General features: G+C 67.7%; 13 protein-coding genes and 1 pseudogene. 8 read left to right on the top strand and 6 right to left on the bottom strand.

The genetic code is table 11. From position 1 onward, the window contains the following. The first annotated feature begins 10 nt into the window (after positions 1–10). Entirely contained in the window at positions 11–1603 is a 1593-nt protein-coding gene (locus tag FFS52_RS20530) for an NAD(P)/FAD-dependent oxidoreductase (protein ID WP_137810767.1), read from the top strand. A 27-nt stretch (positions 1604–1630) separates the two neighbouring features. On the opposite strand, the gene FFS52_RS20525 is transcribed toward FFS52_RS20530, so the two are convergent. The 3 genes from FFS52_RS20525 to FFS52_RS20515 all read right to left on the bottom strand — a co-directional run bounded on the left by FFS52_RS20525 (position 1631) and on the right by FFS52_RS20515 (position 5449). Beyond that, positions 1631–1948, bottom strand: coding sequence for a hypothetical protein (locus FFS52_RS20525; RefSeq protein ID WP_078111854.1), 318 nt, complete (start codon positions 1946–1948; stop codon positions 1631–1633). 81 nt (positions 1949–2029) lie between these two features. After that, the gene (locus tag FFS52_RS20520; RefSeq protein WP_249356506.1) at positions 2030–5005 is read right to left on the bottom strand and encodes an RND family transporter; all 2976 of its coding nucleotides are present in this window, start codon (positions 5003–5005) and stop codon (positions 2030–2032) included. Beyond that, positions 5006–5449, bottom strand: coding sequence for an MmpS family transport accessory protein (locus FFS52_RS20515; RefSeq protein WP_137810766.1), 444 nt, complete (start codon positions 5447–5449; stop codon positions 5006–5008). A gap of 287 nt (positions 5450–5736) precedes the next feature. On the opposite strand from FFS52_RS20515, the gene FFS52_RS20510 reads away from it, so the two are divergent. Then, on the top strand, positions 5737–6297 hold the full coding sequence (locus FFS52_RS20510) for a peroxidase-related enzyme (RefSeq protein ID WP_137810765.1): 561 nt from the start codon (positions 5737–5739) through the stop codon (positions 6295–6297). 76 nt (positions 6298–6373) lie between these two features. Here FFS52_RS20510 and FFS52_RS24110 read toward each other — a convergent pair. Then, a pseudogene (locus FFS52_RS24110) lies at positions 6374–7272 on the bottom strand (arginase family protein). A gap of 196 nt (positions 7273–7468) precedes the next feature. On the opposite strand from FFS52_RS24110, the gene FFS52_RS20500 reads away from it, so the two are divergent. Next, on the top strand, positions 7469–8095 hold the full coding sequence (locus FFS52_RS20500; protein ID WP_137810764.1) for a TetR/AcrR family transcriptional regulator: 627 nt from the start codon (positions 7469–7471) through the stop codon (positions 8093–8095). Between the two features lie 27 nt (positions 8096–8122). Here the strand turns inward: FFS52_RS20500 and FFS52_RS20495 are convergent, their stop codons facing one another. After that, the gene (locus FFS52_RS20495; RefSeq protein ID WP_137810763.1) at positions 8123–9031 is read right to left on the bottom strand and encodes a diiron oxygenase; all 909 of its coding nucleotides are present in this window, start codon (positions 9029–9031) and stop codon (positions 8123–8125) included. 178 nt (positions 9032–9209) lie between these two features. Here FFS52_RS20495 and FFS52_RS20490 point away from each other — a divergent pair, with 178 nt between their 5' ends. The 4 genes from FFS52_RS20490 (at position 9210) to FFS52_RS20475 (ending at position 14377) form a co-directional block, all read left to right on the top strand. Then, a complete protein-coding gene (locus tag FFS52_RS20490; RefSeq protein WP_058250950.1) occupies positions 9210–10634 on the top strand; it encodes an FAD-binding oxidoreductase in 1425 nt (474 codons plus the stop codon). Between the two features lie 65 nt (positions 10635–10699). Further along, a complete protein-coding gene (locus FFS52_RS20485; protein WP_065631239.1) occupies positions 10700–11461 on the top strand; it encodes a decaprenylphospho-beta-D-erythro-pentofuranosid-2-ulose 2-reductase in 762 nt (253 codons plus the stop codon). Between the two features lie 46 nt (positions 11462–11507). Beyond that, positions 11508–13592 (top strand): galactan 5-O-arabinofuranosyltransferase, encoded by a 2085-nt coding sequence (locus tag FFS52_RS20480; RefSeq protein ID WP_259935541.1) that lies wholly within the window; start codon positions 11508–11510, stop codon positions 13590–13592. A 5-nt stretch (positions 13593–13597) separates the two neighbouring features. Then, positions 13598–14377: an MBL fold metallo-hydrolase gene (locus FFS52_RS20475; protein WP_137810779.1), complete on the top strand. Its 780-nt coding sequence runs from the start codon at positions 13598–13600 to the stop codon at positions 14375–14377. Between the two features lie 24 nt (positions 14378–14401). Here FFS52_RS20475 and FFS52_RS20470 read toward each other — a convergent pair whose 3' ends face one another. Beyond that, complete coding sequence (locus tag FFS52_RS20470; protein ID WP_065631369.1) at positions 14402–15079, bottom strand: nitroreductase; 678 nt, start codon at positions 15077–15079, stop codon at positions 14402–14404. A 325-nt stretch (positions 15080–15404) separates the two neighbouring features. Between FFS52_RS20470 and FFS52_RS20465 the strand changes: the two genes are divergently transcribed. Further along, entirely contained in the window at positions 15405–18008 is a 2604-nt protein-coding gene (locus FFS52_RS20465) for an AMP-binding protein (protein WP_137810761.1), read from the top strand. Positions 18009–18236: the final 228 nt, after the last annotated feature.

Here is an 18236-nt window from a genome sequence, read left to right as displayed (position 1 = left end):
CGCTTGACCGATGAGTACCGGAGACGACGCGTCGTACGACGACATCGTGGTGGGCGCGGGACACAACGGCCTGACCGCTGCGGCCTACCTCGCTCGTGCCGGCCGGCGTGTGCTCGTCCTCGAGAAGGCCGACCACGTCGGCGGCGCCACGGTGTCGGCGACGCCGTTCGCCGGTCTCTCCGCGCGGTTGTCGCGGTACTCGTACCTGGTCTCGCTGATGCCGAGCCAGATCATCACCGACCTCGACCTCGACGTCACACTCATCCGACGGCGCTATTCGTCGTACACGCCCCTGCCGTCGGATCCGGCGCGCGGCATCCTCGTCGACAACCTCGATGACGATGCGACGGCCGCGTCGTTCCGGCGGGTGACCGGCTCCGACCTCGGTTTCACCGCGTGGCAGTCGTTCTACCGTCGGCTCGGCGTGGTCGCCGACCGCGTCTTCCCGACCATGACCCAGCCGTTGCGGACCGCCGCCGACATGCACGACCTCGTCGTCGGCCCAGACAAGTCCACCACCGACACGTCGACCGCCGAACTGTGGGAGGCGCTGACCACGCTGCCGCTGGGCACGCTGCTCCGTCAGTACTTCGACGACGACCTGATCCGCGGGATCGCCGCCACCGACGGACTCATCGGCACCTTCGCCGACCTCGATGATCCGTCCCTTCGCCAGAACATCTGCTTCCTGTACCACGTGGTCGGCGGCGGAACCGGCGACTGGGACGTCCCGGTCGGCGGGATGGGCGCGGTGTCGGGTGCGCTCTACCAGGCGGCGACCTCGGCGGGAGCCGAGATCAGAACGGGCGTCGAGATCACCGGCGTCGATCCCGGCGACGGGACCGTCGAGACGACGAGCGGCACCTTCCGCGGTTCGATGATCTATGCCGCGTGCGCGCCGCAGGTGTTCAACACGTTCCTCGACGGGACGCCGATCCCCTGCGAGCCGGACGCCAGCGGGTCGCAACTCAAGATCAACCTCCTGCTCGACCGACTACCGCGACTCCGCGACGGGTCGACCCCGCCCGCGTCGGCCTTCGCCGGGACCTTTCACATCAACCAGACCGCCACCCAGCTGCACGACGCGTGGCGGCAAGCAAATCGTGGTGAGGTGCCGGAGGTCCCGCCGTGCGAGATCTACTGCCACACGCTCACCGACCCGTCGATCCTGGGCCCGGAGCTCGCGGGCAAACACACGCTGACGCTCTTCGGGATGCACATGCCATCAGAGGTGTTCGACGAACCCGGTGCCGTCGAGCACGCTGTCGGCGCGACCTTCGCCTCGCTGAATTCGGTGTTGGTAGAACCGATCCAGTCGGTGATCGCGCACGATGCGAACGGCCGGCCGTGCATCGAGGCGAAGACCCCGCAGGACCTCGAGGACGCCGTCGGACTGCCCGGCGGGCACATCTTCCACCGGCCGTTGCAATGGCCGTGGGCCGAGACCGTGTCGGAAGTCGGCCAGTGGGGCGTGGAGACCCCGCATCCGCGACTTCTGTTGTGCGGCGCGGGCGCTCGCCGCGGCGGCGGGGTCAGCGGTATCCCGGGCCGTAACGCCGCTGCGGCAGTGCTGGGTGCGGATGCGCTCGAGTCGCCTCGTTAGACATCACGGCCGGACCTCCACGCCCGGTCAGTCACCCTCGATCTTCTGCGCATTCGCCCACCGGCGTCCCGGGTCGCCGCCCCACGCATCCCAGGCCACACGTCCCGCTGACGGGAAGCCGTCCTCGCCGTTGTTGAACCCGGTCGCGTTCTTGTCCACCTCGTGGCGAGAGAAGTAGTTGCGCATCTTCTTGATCTGGTCGTCGTCGACGTCCTTGCCGTCGGCCAACTGGTGGGCCCGATGGCGGCCGGTGTCAGTGAACCCCTTACCCGCCTTGCCGTCGTCGATCCATCGCACCGCGCGCTGGGCAGCCTCCTGGACGTCCTTCGGTGGCTTGTGACTCATCTGCCGCGCTCCTGTCGTCGGGGTCGTGAGATATCCGCGTGCCCGTCAGAGCCAGGCGCCAAACCCGTCGACCGGGCCTTATCAGCGCATCTCGGCGAGGGGACGGTCATCGGTGATGGTCGTCGTGGCCCGATCCGCTCCTCGCGCGGGTAGCGACACGAACGGCGTCGGCCACCAGAACCAGCGACCGGACAGTCGCGCGATCGCCGGCATCACCAGTGTGCGGACGAGGAGCGTGTCGATCAGCAGTCCGATCGCCACGGTCGTGCCGATCTGCGCGACGTTGTGGACGTAGCTGGCGAGCATGGCCAGCATCGTGATCCCGACGGTGAGGCCGGCCTGGGTGACCACGCTGCCCGTACCGACCATCGCGCGGATCAGACCGGTTCCACCGCCCGCGCCGTACTCCTCACGAAAACGGCTGACCAGCAACATGTTGTAGTCGGCACCCACGGCGACCAGAAAGGTGAACGCGATGGGCGCGACCGACCAGTGCAGCGGACTACCGATGAGACCCTGCCACAGGAACACTGACACCCCCATCGCGGACAGGTAGGAAAGCCCGACGGTCCCGATCACGGCGAGTGCCGCGACGAGGCTGCGCAGCAGGAACAGGACGACGCAGAACACGAAGGCGAAGGCGGCGACGACGATCGCGATGAAGTCCTCGTGCGCGAACGACTCCATGTTGAGGAGCATGCCGCCCGGCCCGCCGATGCTGACGGTCGATCCGGCGAGCGATGTGTTCTTGATCGCCGCGAGTGACGTCGGGATCACCTCCGCGCTCACGTCCATCGCGTCGCGGCTGAAACCTTCGCGCTGCGGGGTGACGATCATCCGCGTCGCCTTGCCGTCATCGGAGAAGTAGTACGGGATACCGCTCTGGAAGAGCGGGCTCTCCAACGCCTGGCTGGGCAGGAAGAAGGCGCCGGCGGCGGGGCTGCCCGCCGAGTAGGCGCCACTGACCTCGTCGAGGAAGTCGGGGATCTCGCCGATCTGCGGCAGCAGGGCCCCCAGGGTCGTGCGTAGCGGGCCGATCAGCTCGCGGATGTCGGTGACCGTGGCGCGCAGCGTCGGGATCTGCGCGGCTGCGGTGGGCAGCGCGCCACTCAGGGAGCGGGTGCCGCCGGCGAGATCCCGGACCGATTCCCGCAGTGTGGGAACGTCGTCGAGCACCGACAGTCCGGTGAGCGCGGTACGGCACGCGTCGACACCCCGGCACTGCGGGACCGATTCGACGAGTCCACGCACCGGCGCGATCCCCGCCGACAGTTCGTCGACCTTGGTGAGTGTCGACTCGCTCGTTCGTTGCAATTGCGCAGTGGCATCGGACAAGGATCCCGCGCCGGCCGCCCCTTGCCGCAGCGCGGTGTCGAGGCCGTCGATGGCGGTGTCCAGGCGATCGACCGTTGCACCGATTGCGTCGAGATCGGAGATGCGGTCGCGCAGAAGCGATGTCATCTGACCGAATCGGTTACCGATGTACCCGGCCTGCGACGTGAGAGTTCCTTGGTCGAGCGTCTGCCCGAGGGGGCGGGTGATCCCTTGGACCGCGTTCACACCGTCGATCGAGGCGACGGCGTCGGTCATCTGCGCGAGAGCGACCAGATCCGCCGCATTGCGCATGTCATGGTCGGACTCGACGATGAGCACGCTCGGCGCCATGATGTTGGGCGGCAGGTGCCTGTCTGCCGCAGCGAATCCCACGTTCGCCGGTGAGTCCCCCGGTTGGGCGCGACGTTCGTTGTAGCTCGGCGCGTACATGGCGAGCGGGATGATCATGACCGCGAGCACCGCGAGTGCGGCAGCGAGTACCGGGCCCGGCCAGCGGGCGACCGTGGTCCCGATCCGGCGCCAGCGTCGTGGCGACGCCGACTCGCGCGGCTCCACGAACTCGAGCCTGGTGGCGAGGGCCAGGACCGCGGGGCCGAGGGTGAGTGCAGCCGCGAGGGTGATGAGAATGGCTATGGTGCAGGGCAATCCCGACGTGCTGAACATCGCGAGCCGGGTTGCGGCCAGGCAGGCCATCGCACCCGCGACGGTCAGCGCCGAGGCGATGACGATGTGCTGGACGCCGGCCAGCGCGTCGTAGTAGGCGTCTTCTCGGTCGCGACCCTTTCGGCGCGCCTCCTGATATCGGCCCACCAGGAAGATCCCGTAGTTGGTGCCCGCGCCCAGGACGATCACCGCAGACAGCGCCGCGGCGAAGATCGAGACCTTGATGACCTCGTTCCCGGCCAGGAAGGAGATCGTTGCGCGGGCCACGGCCAACGCCAGCCCCACCCCGAGCAGTGGCACCATCGCGGTGACGACGGACCGGTAGACCAGCAGCAGCACGGCACCGACCAGCAACGCGCACACCGACACCAGCAGGATGATGGAGTCGTTGATCGCGACCATCTCGTCGTTGACGACCGCCGACGGCCCGGTGACGTGCACGGCGATACCGGGTGGCGGTGTCGACGCGGCGACCGTGTCCCGCGCGGACTGGGTCGACTCCATGGCCAGCGCGGTGCCCATGTTCCCGGCGAGATTCACCAGGACGTAGGCAACGTGACCGTCGGAACTCTGTGCAGCCGGAGCGAGATCGGGATTCGACCACAGGTCCATCGCGGAATTGACGTGTTCGGTGTCCGCGGTCAGCGCAGCCAGCAGGTCGTTGTAGTAGGTGCGGGCGTCGGGCCCCAGCGGTTCGTCACCCTCCATGAGTACGTAGACGAAGTTGTTGCTGCCCCCGCCGCCGAAGTACTCGCCCATCTTGACCAGCGCCTGCACCGACGACGCCTCGTCGGGCAGGAAAGACTGCGCATGTTCGGTGACCGTCGATTCCAGCTGGGGCACAACGATGTTGAGACTGCCGGCGATGAGCAACCAGATGACGATGACCGGCAGCGAACAGGCGTACAGAAAGCGTGCGAACCGCGGTCTCGACGATGCCCTGTCGCGCAGCACCTCGCGGCGTACGGGCCGCCGGATCTCGGCAGAGAGTCCCTGTAGGAGTCGAGCGAACCGCTCGCGTCTGGTGGTCATCTGCCGCTCCCCTTCGTCGGTGCTCATCTACGCCACCGGGACCAGACAGTTGGCGGCCGTGCTGCCGTCGGCGCCCGAGCCGGTCTGCCTTACTCGCTCGAACCCGTTGACCCGCACCGCGCATGACACCGCGCCGCGACCTGACGATTGAGTGAGCACACCGATGGACGTCGTCAGTTCGCGCGTACGGAGCACCATCCGCCACGGAACGGAGACCTTGTCGTCGACGACCCGTCCCCCGGGCTCGATGTAGGACACCCGCGCTGACGAGCCCGCCGGGCCGGTCACCACGTACTCGATCGACTTGTCGCGCACGACGCCCGCCTCAGGCGCCGCCGGCGAGTGGCCGATCGCCCGGTCGGGGATCTCACTCAGGCGCAGCTTGCCGACGTAGAACGCCGACACGGACATCACCGCGATGACCACCCACACGATCCACCACGAGCCTGCATACGCAACGGACTTCTTCATCGGACCCCCATCGACATCAGGCATCCGCGCCTCGACCTGGCCTTATGCCTGCCGAGCCGCGTTCTGCCTGCCAGTGGCAGGGACTCTATATGTGACATCGCACGTTGGCAAGGTCCACCGAACGCCCCGGTCTTGCTTCGAAGCCATCCGACGCGGACCTCCGCCATGAACTCCATGCGTGATGGCCGTGACCCCTTCTTCCGGGGGTGGTGAGTCACGTCGCAAGGCGCGACCATGGGCTCCTCGCGAAGCGAGCAGGGTGCGCCCCTGTGACGGAAGGCCTTGCCATGACCACGAGCCGATTCCCCTTGACCGAACTCGCCGACCTGCCGGATGACCTTCGCGATCGCATCCACCCCATCGCGGAGAAGTCCGGTTTCGTCCCCAACATCTTTCGCGCGCTGGGGCATCGCCCGAACGAGCTACGAGCGTTCCTCGACTATCACGACGTGTTGATGGAGGAACCGGGCCCGCTGTCGAAGGCCGAACGTGAACTGGTCGTGGTCGCCTCGTCTGGAGCGAACAGATGCGTCTACTGCGTCGTCGCCCACGGCGCCATCCTGCGCGTGCGATCCAAGGATCCACACCTCTCCGATCACGTGGCAACCAACCCTGCCGGAGCGGTCCTGGATGAGCGTCAGCGCGCGATCGTCGAGCTCACTCTCGCCCTGACCAGGACCCCAGAACTGTTCGCGGACAGCGACATGGCTCGCGCCCGGCAAGCGGGGCTCACCGATGACGAGATCTGGGACGTCGGGGCGATCACTGCGTTCTTCGCCGCGTCGAACCGACTCGCACACCTGACGGCGGTGGCACCCAATCACGAGTTCTATTCCATGGGTCGGTGACTCGGGACACGGCCGGATCAGCTCACCGCGGATCGAGCCGGTACAGACGCGAGTGAGCGGGTGTCACCACACGGGGCTAGGTGGAGCTCAGTGCCGAGACGAGCGCCGACACCAGCCTGGGTATCGCGGTTCGATCTGCCGACGCATGCGCCGGGTCGAGCTGCCCGATCGACATTCCCCAGCAGTCGGGGTCTTGTAGCAGCGCGCCGAGGGCCTGTCCGAGGATCGCGATGGTCGGCCCGCTGTTTCGGCCGTTCACGTTCTCGGCGATCGGCGCGTCCAGAAAGTCGAGTACGTCGACATCGAGATGCACCAGGAACGGTCCGGACGCCAGAATCCGGCGGGCGTCGGCGGCCGCACCTCGGGGGTCGTCGCAGAGCGCGGTCTGGTCGACGACCGCGATTCTGTGTTCTGCAGCCTGTCCGCGTTCCCAATCAGTTGTTTCTCGACTCAGATCAACGCCGAGGTAGACCAGGTCCGACGGCTGCAACAACGGTGTGCGGTACATCAGATCGACCAACTCCGGCGCGGCCCCCTCGAGACCCAGCGCGTGTGCCATCCCCATCCAGCTCAGTGAGCCCTCCGTCGTCGAGCGGGGGGTGTTGAGATCCAGATGCCGGTCGATGTAGACGAGCTGGGCCGTTCTCCGGCACGTGCCATCGCGTCACAGAGTCCGACGGCGACTGTGCAGCTTCCGCCGAGCACGAGCAGACGTTGCTCCGCTGCGAGCAGGCTCGCCGCAGCGGTGGAAAGCTCGACGAGTGCATCCGCCTCTTCGCCGAGGTTCTGCGCGAACTGTCGCTCACGGTCGGGAAACCACAGCCGCGTCGTCAGATCGCCGGCATCGACGACGTCCGTGCCCGACGCCCGCAGCTGTTCGACAAGGCCGGCAGCTCGCAACGCGCCGGGCGCTCGTTCTACACCCACGCAGTAGGCGCCGGCACTACTGGGCACACCCAGCACCGTCGTTCTCATCGAGTGCCGTCGACCGGACTGGCGTGGGCTGGCTCCATGGCACCCATCGTCGCAGAATCAATCGCCTGTTGGCCGCCCAGATCGGAACGCAGACCATGCAGATCCGAAGCCGACGTCCTGCCTGACCCGCCGCCCGGCTCGCACACGAGGGCGAGGTCGTGCCACGTCAGGGACGCGGTGAGCCATAATCGCGAGCATGCAGAAGCCGGCTTGCCCGATCCGACGGCGGACCGCGCCCGAGGTCCGGGAATCGCTGCTCGTCGCGGCTGTCGCCGAACTCGACGAGGCCGGACCCGAGAACGCGAGCCTGCGTGCGATCGCCCGCCGGGTGGGTATCACGCATCAGTCGGTGGCCCACCACTTCGCCGATCGTCGGGCGTTGTTCACCGCGGTCGCGGTCCGCGGTTTCGACAACCTCCACACCGAACACATGCGCGCGCTCGAGCAACTGCCGGACGACGCCCCGCTCGGCGAGGCCGTCGCCACGCTGGGGCAGGTCTACGTCCGGTTCGCACGCGACAATCGCGCGACGGTCACGCTGATGATGGGCTCACGACTCGTCGACAACAAGGCGCCCGACCTAATCGCGGCACGGGCGCGCAGATGGGAGTTGCACACGCGCACCGTCTCCGACGCCGCCGACCACGGTTGGGGCGGCGGCGTGCCCGGTAACCTCATCGCCGTCGCAACCTTCGCCATGGCGCACGGCCTGGCCGCACTGGAGACCGACTTCGCCGACCAATTGCCCGACGGCACCGGCATCGAAGACCTGCTCTCGTTGGTCAACGCCGCGATCATCACTCCGCCGCACCAGGATTCGTGATCGCCGGGGACGTTCGGCGGCGTCCGGTCAGAGCATGTGCACCTTGCGGTAGATCCGTGCCGCGGGCCGGGTGAGCAGACCCACCTCGTCGAGGAAGCCCATCAGGTGTGCGCAACCCGAGCGGACCATCGACTGGAAATGGTGGTTGCGGCGCATCTCTCCGACCGCCCGACGGTGGTCCAGACCGGCGTCGGCGTAGGCCTTCGGGCGGACGAGGCTGACGAGGATGTAGGACACGGCCATCGCGGTGATCACCGAACTGAGTTGTCGCCGAATCCAACTGGCGTCCGCCATGGACTGGCGCACCTCTTCACGCGCGAAACGCATGTGGCGAGATTCCTCGAGGACGTGGATCTCGTTGACGGTGCGCACGAGCGGCAGCACCCGATCGTCACGCATGCAGCCACGCTGCAGCACGTCCAGGACTTCCTCGGCGGCAAGGATTCCGGCGTAGGCGACTTCACTGCCCGCGACGCGCATGAAGAGCTTGCCGAAGCGACCCAGGCGCGGGTGCGGCGTGTAGCTGGTCCCGGTCAGCTTGTACGACGTCTTGGCGAACATGAGCGAGTGCCGACACTCGTCGGCGACCTCAGTCAGGGCGAACTGGAACTCCGGGCGGTGGTAGTCGCCGAGGTACTGATCGCGAATCACCATCTCCTGCAGCATCATCTCGAACCAGATGCCGATGCTCATGATCGACGCGGTCTCGTGCCGGGTGAGGGCGATCCGCTGCTGCTCGGTCATCTCATCCCAGTAGGCCGTTCCATAGAGAGTCGACCACTCCGGGCTGCAGCCGTACTTGTCCTTCTCGAGCGGCGCATCCCAGTCGATCTCGGTCAGTGCATTGCGCGACAACCGCGCGGCAGATGCCAGTAGGCGCTGCGACACCTCGTCGATTCCGTCGTCGGAACGGGTCACATCTCTGAGCGCTTCCATGCCGGGCTCCTCGTCGTGCGCAGTATTACGTCTGTGATGCATGCCACCACGGATCGTGCCATCAGTCAATGGTGCGTTTCTCGATGGCATCGACGAGCGCTCGGAGGTCATGGGTACGACTCCGCGTCCCCGGCATGACGGTCGGTCTGTGAACCCCGCCCAGGTAACCTCTCTAGCGATGTCTACTGAAGAGTTGCTGCCGATCACGACCCGCAAGCTGGTGGGCTGGTCTCGCACCACCCCGATCGAGGGTCACGTCCTGTCCACGCCGTACCCAGAGGTCATCGCCGAGGCGGTGGCCCGCGTGGCCGACGACAACGCGGACAAGCCGGACTACCTCAAGCGCGGCGTCATCGCCCGCGGACTGGGCCGCTCGTACAACGAGTCGGGCCAGAACAGCGGCGGCCTCACGATCGACATGACCCCATTGACCAGGATTTACGCGATCGACGACGAGTCGGCCACGGTCGACGTCGACGCCGGCGTCTCCCTGGACACGCTCATGCAGGCGGCGCTCCCCCACGGCTTGTGGGTCCCGGTGCTCCCGGGTACCCGACAGGTGACGGTGGGCGGCGCGATCGCGCACGACATCCACGGGAAGAACCACCACAGCCAGGGCAGCTTCGGCAACCACGTCGTCGAGATGCAGCTGCTCGTCGCCGACGGCCGCATCCTCACCCTCACGCCGGGCGGCTCGGCCGACGACCCGAACGGCGAACTCTTCTGGGCGACCATCGGCGGCATCGGACTGACGGGCATCGTGTTGCGCGCCAAGATCCAGATGAAGCGCACCGAAAGCGCCTACTTCATCGCCGACACCGCGCGCACCGGCTCGCTGCAGGAGACCCTCGACCTGCATCTCCAGGACGGATTCGAGGACGGATACGAGTACGCCTCGGGCTGGTTCGACACCATCAGCGCGCCGCCGAAGCTCGGTCGCGGCACGTTTTCCCGGGGGAATCTCGCCCGCGTCGACGAACTGCCGGAGAAGTACCGCGACAACCCGCTGTCGTTCAACAACAAGCCACTCGTCCGGTTCCCCGACATCTTCCCGCGCGGGTTGGCGAACAAGCTCAGCTTCTCCGCAGTCGGCGAGGCGTACTACCGGATCGGACCGCCCAGTGAGGGCAAGGTCAAAAATCTCGCGCAGTTCTACCACATGCTCGACGTGTTCGGTGACTGGAACAACGCCTACGGACGCGGCGGCGGTTTCTGCCAGTACCAGTTCATCGTGCCGACCGGCAACGAGGGCGAGTTCACCGCGCTCATCGAGGACATCCAGGCGTCGGGCCATGTCAGCTTCCTCAACGTCATCAAACTCTTCGGCGAGGGCAACCGGGCGCCGCTGAGCTTCCCGTTCAAGGGCTGGAACGTCTGCCTCGACTTCCCGGTCAAGGCCGGCCTCGCCGAGTTCCTCAACGAGCTCGACCGCCGCGTCATGGCGATGGGCGGCCGCCTCTACACCGCCAAGGACTCGCGCACCTCGGCCGAGAACTTCCACGCCATGTACCCGGAGATCGGCGACTGGATCGCGACGCGTCGTCGCATCGACCCCAACCGGGTGTTCATGTCGGACATGGGTCGGCGACTCGAACTCGCCTGACCGACTGCCCTTTTCGACGCGCCGCACGCGCACCCGACCTGTACGTCACCGAAAGCGAGTACACAATGATCAACGCCGTGGGCGTCCCACAGTCCATCCTGGTCCTGGGCGGCAGCTCCGAGATCGGGCTCGCCATCACCGCGGAGTACCTCAGCAAGGGCCCCGCGCGGGTCATCCTCGCCACCCTGCCGGGTGATCCCACCGCCGACGCGGCGGTGGAGAAGGCCAAGAACGCCGGCGCCACCGAGGTCACGCAGATCGACTTCGACGCCCGCGCCACCGACACGCACCGGGCGGTCATCGACAAGGCGTTCGCCGACGGTGACGTCGACGTCGCGATCGTCGCCTTCGGCATCCAGGGTGACGACGAGCAGGCCTGGCAGGACCACGGTCTCGCGGTCGCCGAAGCCGAGATCAACTACACTGCAGCCGTTTCCGTCGGGGTGCTGCTGGGCGAGAAGTTCAAGGCGCAGGGGCACGGACAGATCATCGCGATGAGCTCCGTCGCCGGCGAGCGCGTCCGCCGCAGCAACTTCGTCTACGGCTCCACCAAGGCCGGACTCGACGGCTTCTACCTCGGGCTCGGAGAGGCGCTGCGCCCCTTCGGTGCTCGCGTCCTCGTCATCCGTCCCGGCCAGGTGCGCACCCGGTTGTCGGCGCATGTCAAGGAAGCGCCGCTCACGGTCGACAAGGAGGACGTGGGTCGCCTCGCGGTGGCCGCGGCCACCAAGGGCAAGGAGATCGTCTGGGTGCCGGGGCCGTTCCGCTACATCATGATGGTGCTCCGCCACATCCCGCGTCCGATCTTCCGCAAGCTGCCGATCTGATCGCTGAATCGCCCAATCGCTGAACAGCAGAGTCTGAGTGGACGTGATGAACCGACCTGACCCTTCGAGACGTCCCTCCGCAAGCTCCGGGACTCCTCAGGGAGCGGGGGGAGAGTCGCCCACCGCACCTCAGGGAGCCGGGGGAGAGTCGCCAACCGCACCTCAGGGAGCGGGGGAAGCCTCGCCGGCCGACCTTCGAAGTACAACAGGCTACGGGCGGGCCGTCCTGTCACTGCTGATCGCCGTGGTGGTCGGCGGGTTGGTGTCGATGGCGGGACTGACGGCCATCGGGACCGTCGAGTGGCCGGCGTTCAACTCCTCCAACGTGACCCGGTCGCTGACGACCGCCGGACAGGTGCTGGCGATCGCCATCCTGGTGGTCGCCGCACTGCTCTATCGCTACGGCAAGGGCCGACTGCTGGTGCCGGTGCTGTCGGCGGCCGCGATGTCCGGCTTCGTCACGGTGACCATCGGAATGCCGCTGGGCGCGACACGTCTCTACCTCTTCGGACTCTCGGTCGACCAGGAGTTCCGCACCGAGTACCTCACCCGCATGACGTCGAGCCCGCACCTGGCGGACATGACCTACACCGATCTGCCGCCCTACTACCCAGCCGGTTGGTTCTGGTGGGGCGGCCGGTTCGCGAACCTGCTCGGCCAACCCGGCTGGGAGGCCTACAAGACCTGGGCGATCGTGTCGATGGCGGTGGCCGCGGCCGTCGGCGTCGTCCTGTTCATCCGCATGTTCGGGGCGGATCGCGGTGTCGCGCTCGGCCTCGCGGTCACCACCGTAACGTTGCTGTACGCCTCGCCGGAGCCGTATGCGGCCATTCTGGTGCTGATCGGCGTACCCATGCTGATCACGCTGACCTACGCGCTGCGCGGACGAACCCGTGCCGCCGACGGACCCGTGGGTCCGCTCTTCGGCGCGACGAGTTGGCCTGCGGTGGCGGCGTCCGGTGTGTTCCTGGGGATCTCGGCCGCTACCTACACGCTCTACACCGGACTGTTCGCCCTCTCAGCTGTCCTGCTGGCCGGTTACTTCGCCGTCCAAGGCTGGCTGAGCGCGTCGAACAAGGCCACTCCGTCGGCCACGGTGACCAGCCGCCGGCGCGGTGTCGTGCTCGCTGTGATCGGTCGTCTGGTCGCCGTCGGGGTCATCTCCGGCCTGATCGCCCTGCTGGTGTGGGCGCCCTACCTGTGGGCCCGCCTGACCAACACGCCCGCCAGCGGCGGTACCGCCGAACACTATCTGCCCGAACGCGGTTCGGTGCTGCCGCTGCCGATGTTCGGGCTGAACCTCGTGGGCGCGATCACGATGATCGGCCTCCTCTGGATTCTGCTGCGCTTCCGCACCCGCACCGTCGCACTGGCCATGGGCGTCACGGTGGTGACGGTCTATCTTTTCTGCCTGCTGTCGATGCTGATGACCGCCCTGGGCACGACCCTGCTCTCGTTCCGTCTCGAGCCGATCCTGGTGGCCACACTGAGCGCGGCGGGCGTCTTCGGTGTCGTCGACCTCGCGCATGCGGCGGTACGGCGCTTCGGTGACGTTCGTGTGGTCGTCGGCGCACTCGCCGTCCTCTCGGCAATCGCGATGGCACAGAGCATCCCGGGTCATCTCGCCACCGAGATCACCACCGCCTACACCGACACCGACGGATACGGCGAACGCGCCGACGCCCGCCCGGCGGGTGCCGAATCCTATTTCGCGGAGCTGGACAAGCTGATCGGTGAACAGACCGGCCGGCCGCGCACCGAAAACGTCGTCCTCACCGCCGACTTCGGTTTCCTGTCGATCTACCCGTATTGGGGATTCCAGGGACTCACCTCGCACTACGCGAACCCGCTGGCCGAATTCGACAAGCGCGCAGCCGCGATCGAGCGTTGGGCGAAGAGCGAGAACGCCGACCAGCTCGTCGACGCGCTCGACCGATCCCCCTGGACCCCGCCGAATGTCTTCCTGTTCCGTTACAGCGCAGACGGTTACACGCTCCGCCTCGCCGAGGACGTCTATCCCAACGATCCGAACGTGAAACGCTACACGGTCACATTCGACCCGGCGGTGTTCGACGACCCGCGCTTCGAGGTCACCGAGCGCGGTCCGTTCGTCCTCGTCGTCCGGAAGTGACGATGATGCGACTCCCGTTCCGTACCGCGCGACCGATGACGATCACCCGGGTCGACGGCGATTCGTCGACAACCCATTTCGTCTCCACCGACGTCGTGAACTGGGTGCTGCTCGAGCAGGACGGCGAGCTGACGCTCATCGACGGCGGTTATCCGGGCCAGGCCGCCCAGGTCGTCGAGTCCATCGAACGGATCGGCCGCAAGCCCGAGGACGTACGTGGCGCGCTCCTCACCCATGCTCACGTCGACCACCTGGGTGGTCTCGTCAAGCTGCAGGCGCAGTACGGGTTCGACGTCTACATGGACCCGGTCGAGGTGGATCACGCGCTGCGCCATCACCTCCAGCAGGCGAACGCGCTCGATCTCGCCCCGCAGGTGGCGAATCCCCGCCTGTGGGCGTGGCTGGCCAAGACCACTCCGCTCGGCGTCCTCAGCCGCGCGGGTCTCGCGCGGGCGTCGGGGTTCTCCACCGATGGGCACCGACCGCTCGACCTCCCGGGCGCACCGGTCCCCGTGGCGAGCCCCGGCCACACCGACGGCCACAGCGCCTACCTCGTCGCCGACGGCCGCGCCTTGGTGTCCGGCGACGCACTGGTGAGCGGACACGAGATCTCGTCGATCACCGGCCCGCAGTGCATCCCGTCGCTCTTCCAGCACGACGAACCCACCGCGCGACGCAGCGTCGAACGGTTCACCGACCTCGACGCCGACATCCTGCTCCCGGGCCACGGCCCGATTCATCACGGGGGCGTGGCCGCGGCCGCGCGTGCGGCGCTGTCACGCTGAGCCCCGGCAGGATCAGCCCCACCGCTACTCGAAGCCGACGAACGTCGCGGCCTCGGCGACCGACTTGCGTTCGGAGACCACCGCATTGGCCGGGAAGGTCTCATCCGGCCAGCCGAGCGCGATGCTCTTCATGATCACCTGATCGTCGGGGATCCCGGCGTGCTCGCGAACCACGGGCGACTGCATGATGCCCTGGCTGTTGATGACCGCGCCGAGACCGCGCGACCAGGCGGCGTTGACCAGCGCATTCGAGACCGCGCCGCAATCGAACGGGGTGTCGTCGCTGCCGTCGAGGATGCGGTCGTAGGTCACGATCACGCAGACCGGGGCGTCGAACTGACGGAACCCCCGCAGCACCCAGTCCTGCCGCATCTCCATGTCCTCGCGGGCGATGCCCATCGCGCCGAACAGTTGCTTCGCAACCTGGACCTGACGGTCGCGGTGCGTTCCGGTGAACTTCTCCGCGCCCGTCCGGAACTCTCGCGAATGGGGAACGCCGGCCAGGTTGCGCTCGGTGTTGCCCGCGCGGATGCGATCCAACGGTTCGCCCGTGATCACGTGGAAGTTCCACGGTTGTGTGTTCATCGACGACGGGGCTCGCATGGCGAGGGTGAGGATCTCCTCGATGAGCTCCCGAGGCACGGGGTCGGAGGTGAACCCGCGGGTGCTGCGACGTCCCAAGACCACTTCGTCGTACTGCATCGTCGATCTCTCCTCGCACGCCTCGAACACCCGTCGTCGCGGACGGCGATGCAGGACCACACCGTCCGACGACCGGTGAACACGTTACCGCCGACCGGCCGGATGTCTCCGCTTCCGGTGTCATGCCCGGCCGACCAGGCCGCTTCCGTACTCCCACCCGCTCCGATCGTGCTCCTTCGCGCGACTAAGGGTAGGTTTGCCAGGCAAGCTGTCGGGACCGGAGGAGGGGCCGAGTCCCGCGCGGCGTGGCACCGTTGCCCGGGCTCGAGTTCGCCTGGCCCGTCCATGACCGTCGACGTTTCCCGCTCCGCGGAAGTTTGAGGACATGAACAGCCATAACCCTCCCGAAGCCCGGGTGACTCCCACCGGCGCCACGGTCGTCACCGACCTTCCGGGCGTCGACGCCGCCGACACCGCCGCGGCCCGATGGCGAGCCGTCGCCGCGGTACGTGGCGAGGCCGTCGCACTCCAGACCCCCGAGCAGTCGATCACGTTCGCCGACGCCGCCTCCCGGGTCGACGACCTCGCGCGCACGATCGTCGCCACCACCGATCCGGACCGACCCGTCGCGGTGGAGATCGAATCCGACATCGACTCGGTGATCGGGATGCTGGCGGTGCTGTGTTCGGGACGCCCCCTCGTCCTTCTCGACCCGTTCCTGCCGCCGGACCGACGCGAGGTCGTGCTGGAACGGTCCGGTGCCCATGTCCTGGACACCGCAGCCGATGCCCGAGAACCAGGTCAGACGCGTATCGCGGACCAGCCCGGTCCTGACGATCCGGCGGTCCTGCTGTTCACCTCGGGCTCGACCGGCACCCCCAAAGGCGTGGTGCTGGCGCAGAAGATGCCGGTCAACCACGCCCGGGACGGCCGTCGCTTCCTCGGCATGCGACCCGACGACCGCGCCGTCGTCCTACTGCCCCTCAGCTTCGGCGGCGGCCTCGACGCGCTCGCGATGAGCTTGCTCAACGGGTCGACCATGCTGCTCTGGGATGTCCGCCGCCGCACCACGACCGGGCTTCGGGACTGGCTTGTCGCACAGGAGGCGACCACCGCGCACTGCACCCCGTCGCTGCTGCGATCCTGGCTGGGTGAGCTGTCGGCCGACGACGCCGTCGAATCCCTGCGACTGCTGTCGACCTGCGGTGAGCCGACGCACCGCGCCGACATCCAGCTGGCCCGCGACACGATCCTGACCGACGGAGTCTTCTGTTGCTGGGCAGGCGCATCGGAGGTCGGCAACCTGGCCTTCAACCTGTTCCCGCCTGAGCGGGACGTCGAGCCCGGCGCCATCCCCGTGGGCGTGCCGGCGTCGGACAAGCACGTCCGGATCGTCGACGCGGACGGGAACGATCTGCCGGTCGGCAGCACGGGCGAGGTCATCGTCGAATCCGCCCATGTAGCGTCCGGTTACCACCAGGATCCGGAGCTGACGGCGACGCGCTTCATCGGGTTGCACGACGGCCGGACACGTTATCGCACCGGCGATCTCGGACGCTTCGACGAGTCCGGCGAACTCGCGCTCCTCGGGCGCAGTGATGACGCGATCAAGATCCGCGGGTACCTCGTCGAACCGCTCGAGGTGGAAGCCGCCATCCGCGCGCTGCCCTGGACCACCGACGCGGTCGTCACCGCCAACCGCGACGAGGCACGGCTCACCGCCCACGTCGCCGTGGACCCCGAGAAGTGGTCACCCTCCCCGGCCGAGATCCGGCAGGAGCTCGGGAAGACGTTGACCCCGTGGATGATTCCGCGCGACATCATCGTGCTCGCCGAACTTCCGCGCAACGAGCGCGGCAAGGTGGACCGGGCGGCCATGCCTTCGCCGCCCGCACGTCCGGATCACGAACCGCCCCGCGGGATGACCGAGATGGCGCTGCACCGGTTCTGGTGCCAGATCCTCGGCCTCGAATCCATCGGCCGGAACGAGGATTTCGTCGAACTCGGCGGCGACTCGCTGGCCGCCGCGAAGATGCTGGCCGAGGTGCAGCATCACCTCCAGCTGGACGTCAACACCGCGATGCTCGCCGAGGCGCCGACCATCGCGCTGTTCGCCCAGCGCATCGAGTCGGCCGCGAAGGAGCGGTCGGCGAACGCGTCGGGGGCCACCCTCATCCCGCTGCGACAGGGCACGGGCCGGCCGATCTTCCTGGTGGCCGGCGCCGGTAGCCTGGCGACCAGCCTCACCCCGGTCGTCCGAGCACTGCAGACCGACCGGCCGGTCTACGCGATCCAGTCGCGTGGCGTCGAAAAGCGCGGCCGCGCTGATCATTCCGTGCGCGCCGCGGCACGACGCGCGATCGCCGACATGCGATCGGTGCAACCACACGGTCCGTACCAGGTCGGCGGCTACTCGCTGGGCGGGTTCGTCGCGATGGAGGTCGCGGCGCAGCTGACCAAGGCCGGCGAGACATGTGATCCAGTCGTCGTGCTGGACTCGCTCTTCGACCCGGCACTGGCCAAGCGGGTTCGTGGTGAGAAGGTCGGGATCGTCGGACGCCTGCGTGCGCTGCGCGGCGGCACCCGCGACACCGCCCTGCCCGACCGCACCGGGGACGACCCCACGCCTGCCCGCGAACCGCTCCCCCAGCGAATCGTGAAGGAGCTCGCGCTGGCCGTCCTCGTCCCCACCGCGGGGATGGTCGAGCTCCCGACGCCGGTTCAGTGGATCGTGTTCTTCCGGTTGGGCACCAGGATGATCCGCCGGTACCGACCCCGGGAGTACGCGGGTCCCGTCGGCGTCATCCGCGCCCGCACCAATCCCGATGACCCGGGCCTGTGGCGGCGGATGTCGACCGGCGCCGTGACCTTTCACGACGTCTCCGGCGACCACATCTCGATGATCCGCGCACCCCACGCCGCCGACACCGCCAGGGCGATCGACGAGGTGATCGGATCCGCTGCTCCCTCCGCTACAGCCGCCCCCTGAGGAGCCCTGCGCTCTCTGAGCTGAGGGAGCGAGTCGACGCCCCCTCTGCTCCCTGAGGAGCGAACTTGCGAGCGTCACGAAGGGTCTCTCGAGTCGTCTCACCAGGACCCTTCGAGGCTCGTCGCTATCGCTCCTCGCACCTCAGCCTGGATCCGTGGATGAGGTTTCAGGTGGGCGGGGTTGTGGTGTGTGAGTGTCTGATTATGTTGTGGGCGTGTGGTATTCGCT

This window comes from Gordonia sp. ALPHA1B1, from assembly GCF_005502615.1.
Lineage (GTDB): Bacteria > Actinomycetota > Actinomycetes > Mycobacteriales > Mycobacteriaceae > Gordonia > Gordonia hongkongensis.
The sequence above is the reverse complement of the archived record's forward strand: the minus strand, read 5'-3'. Positions and strand labels throughout refer to the sequence as shown.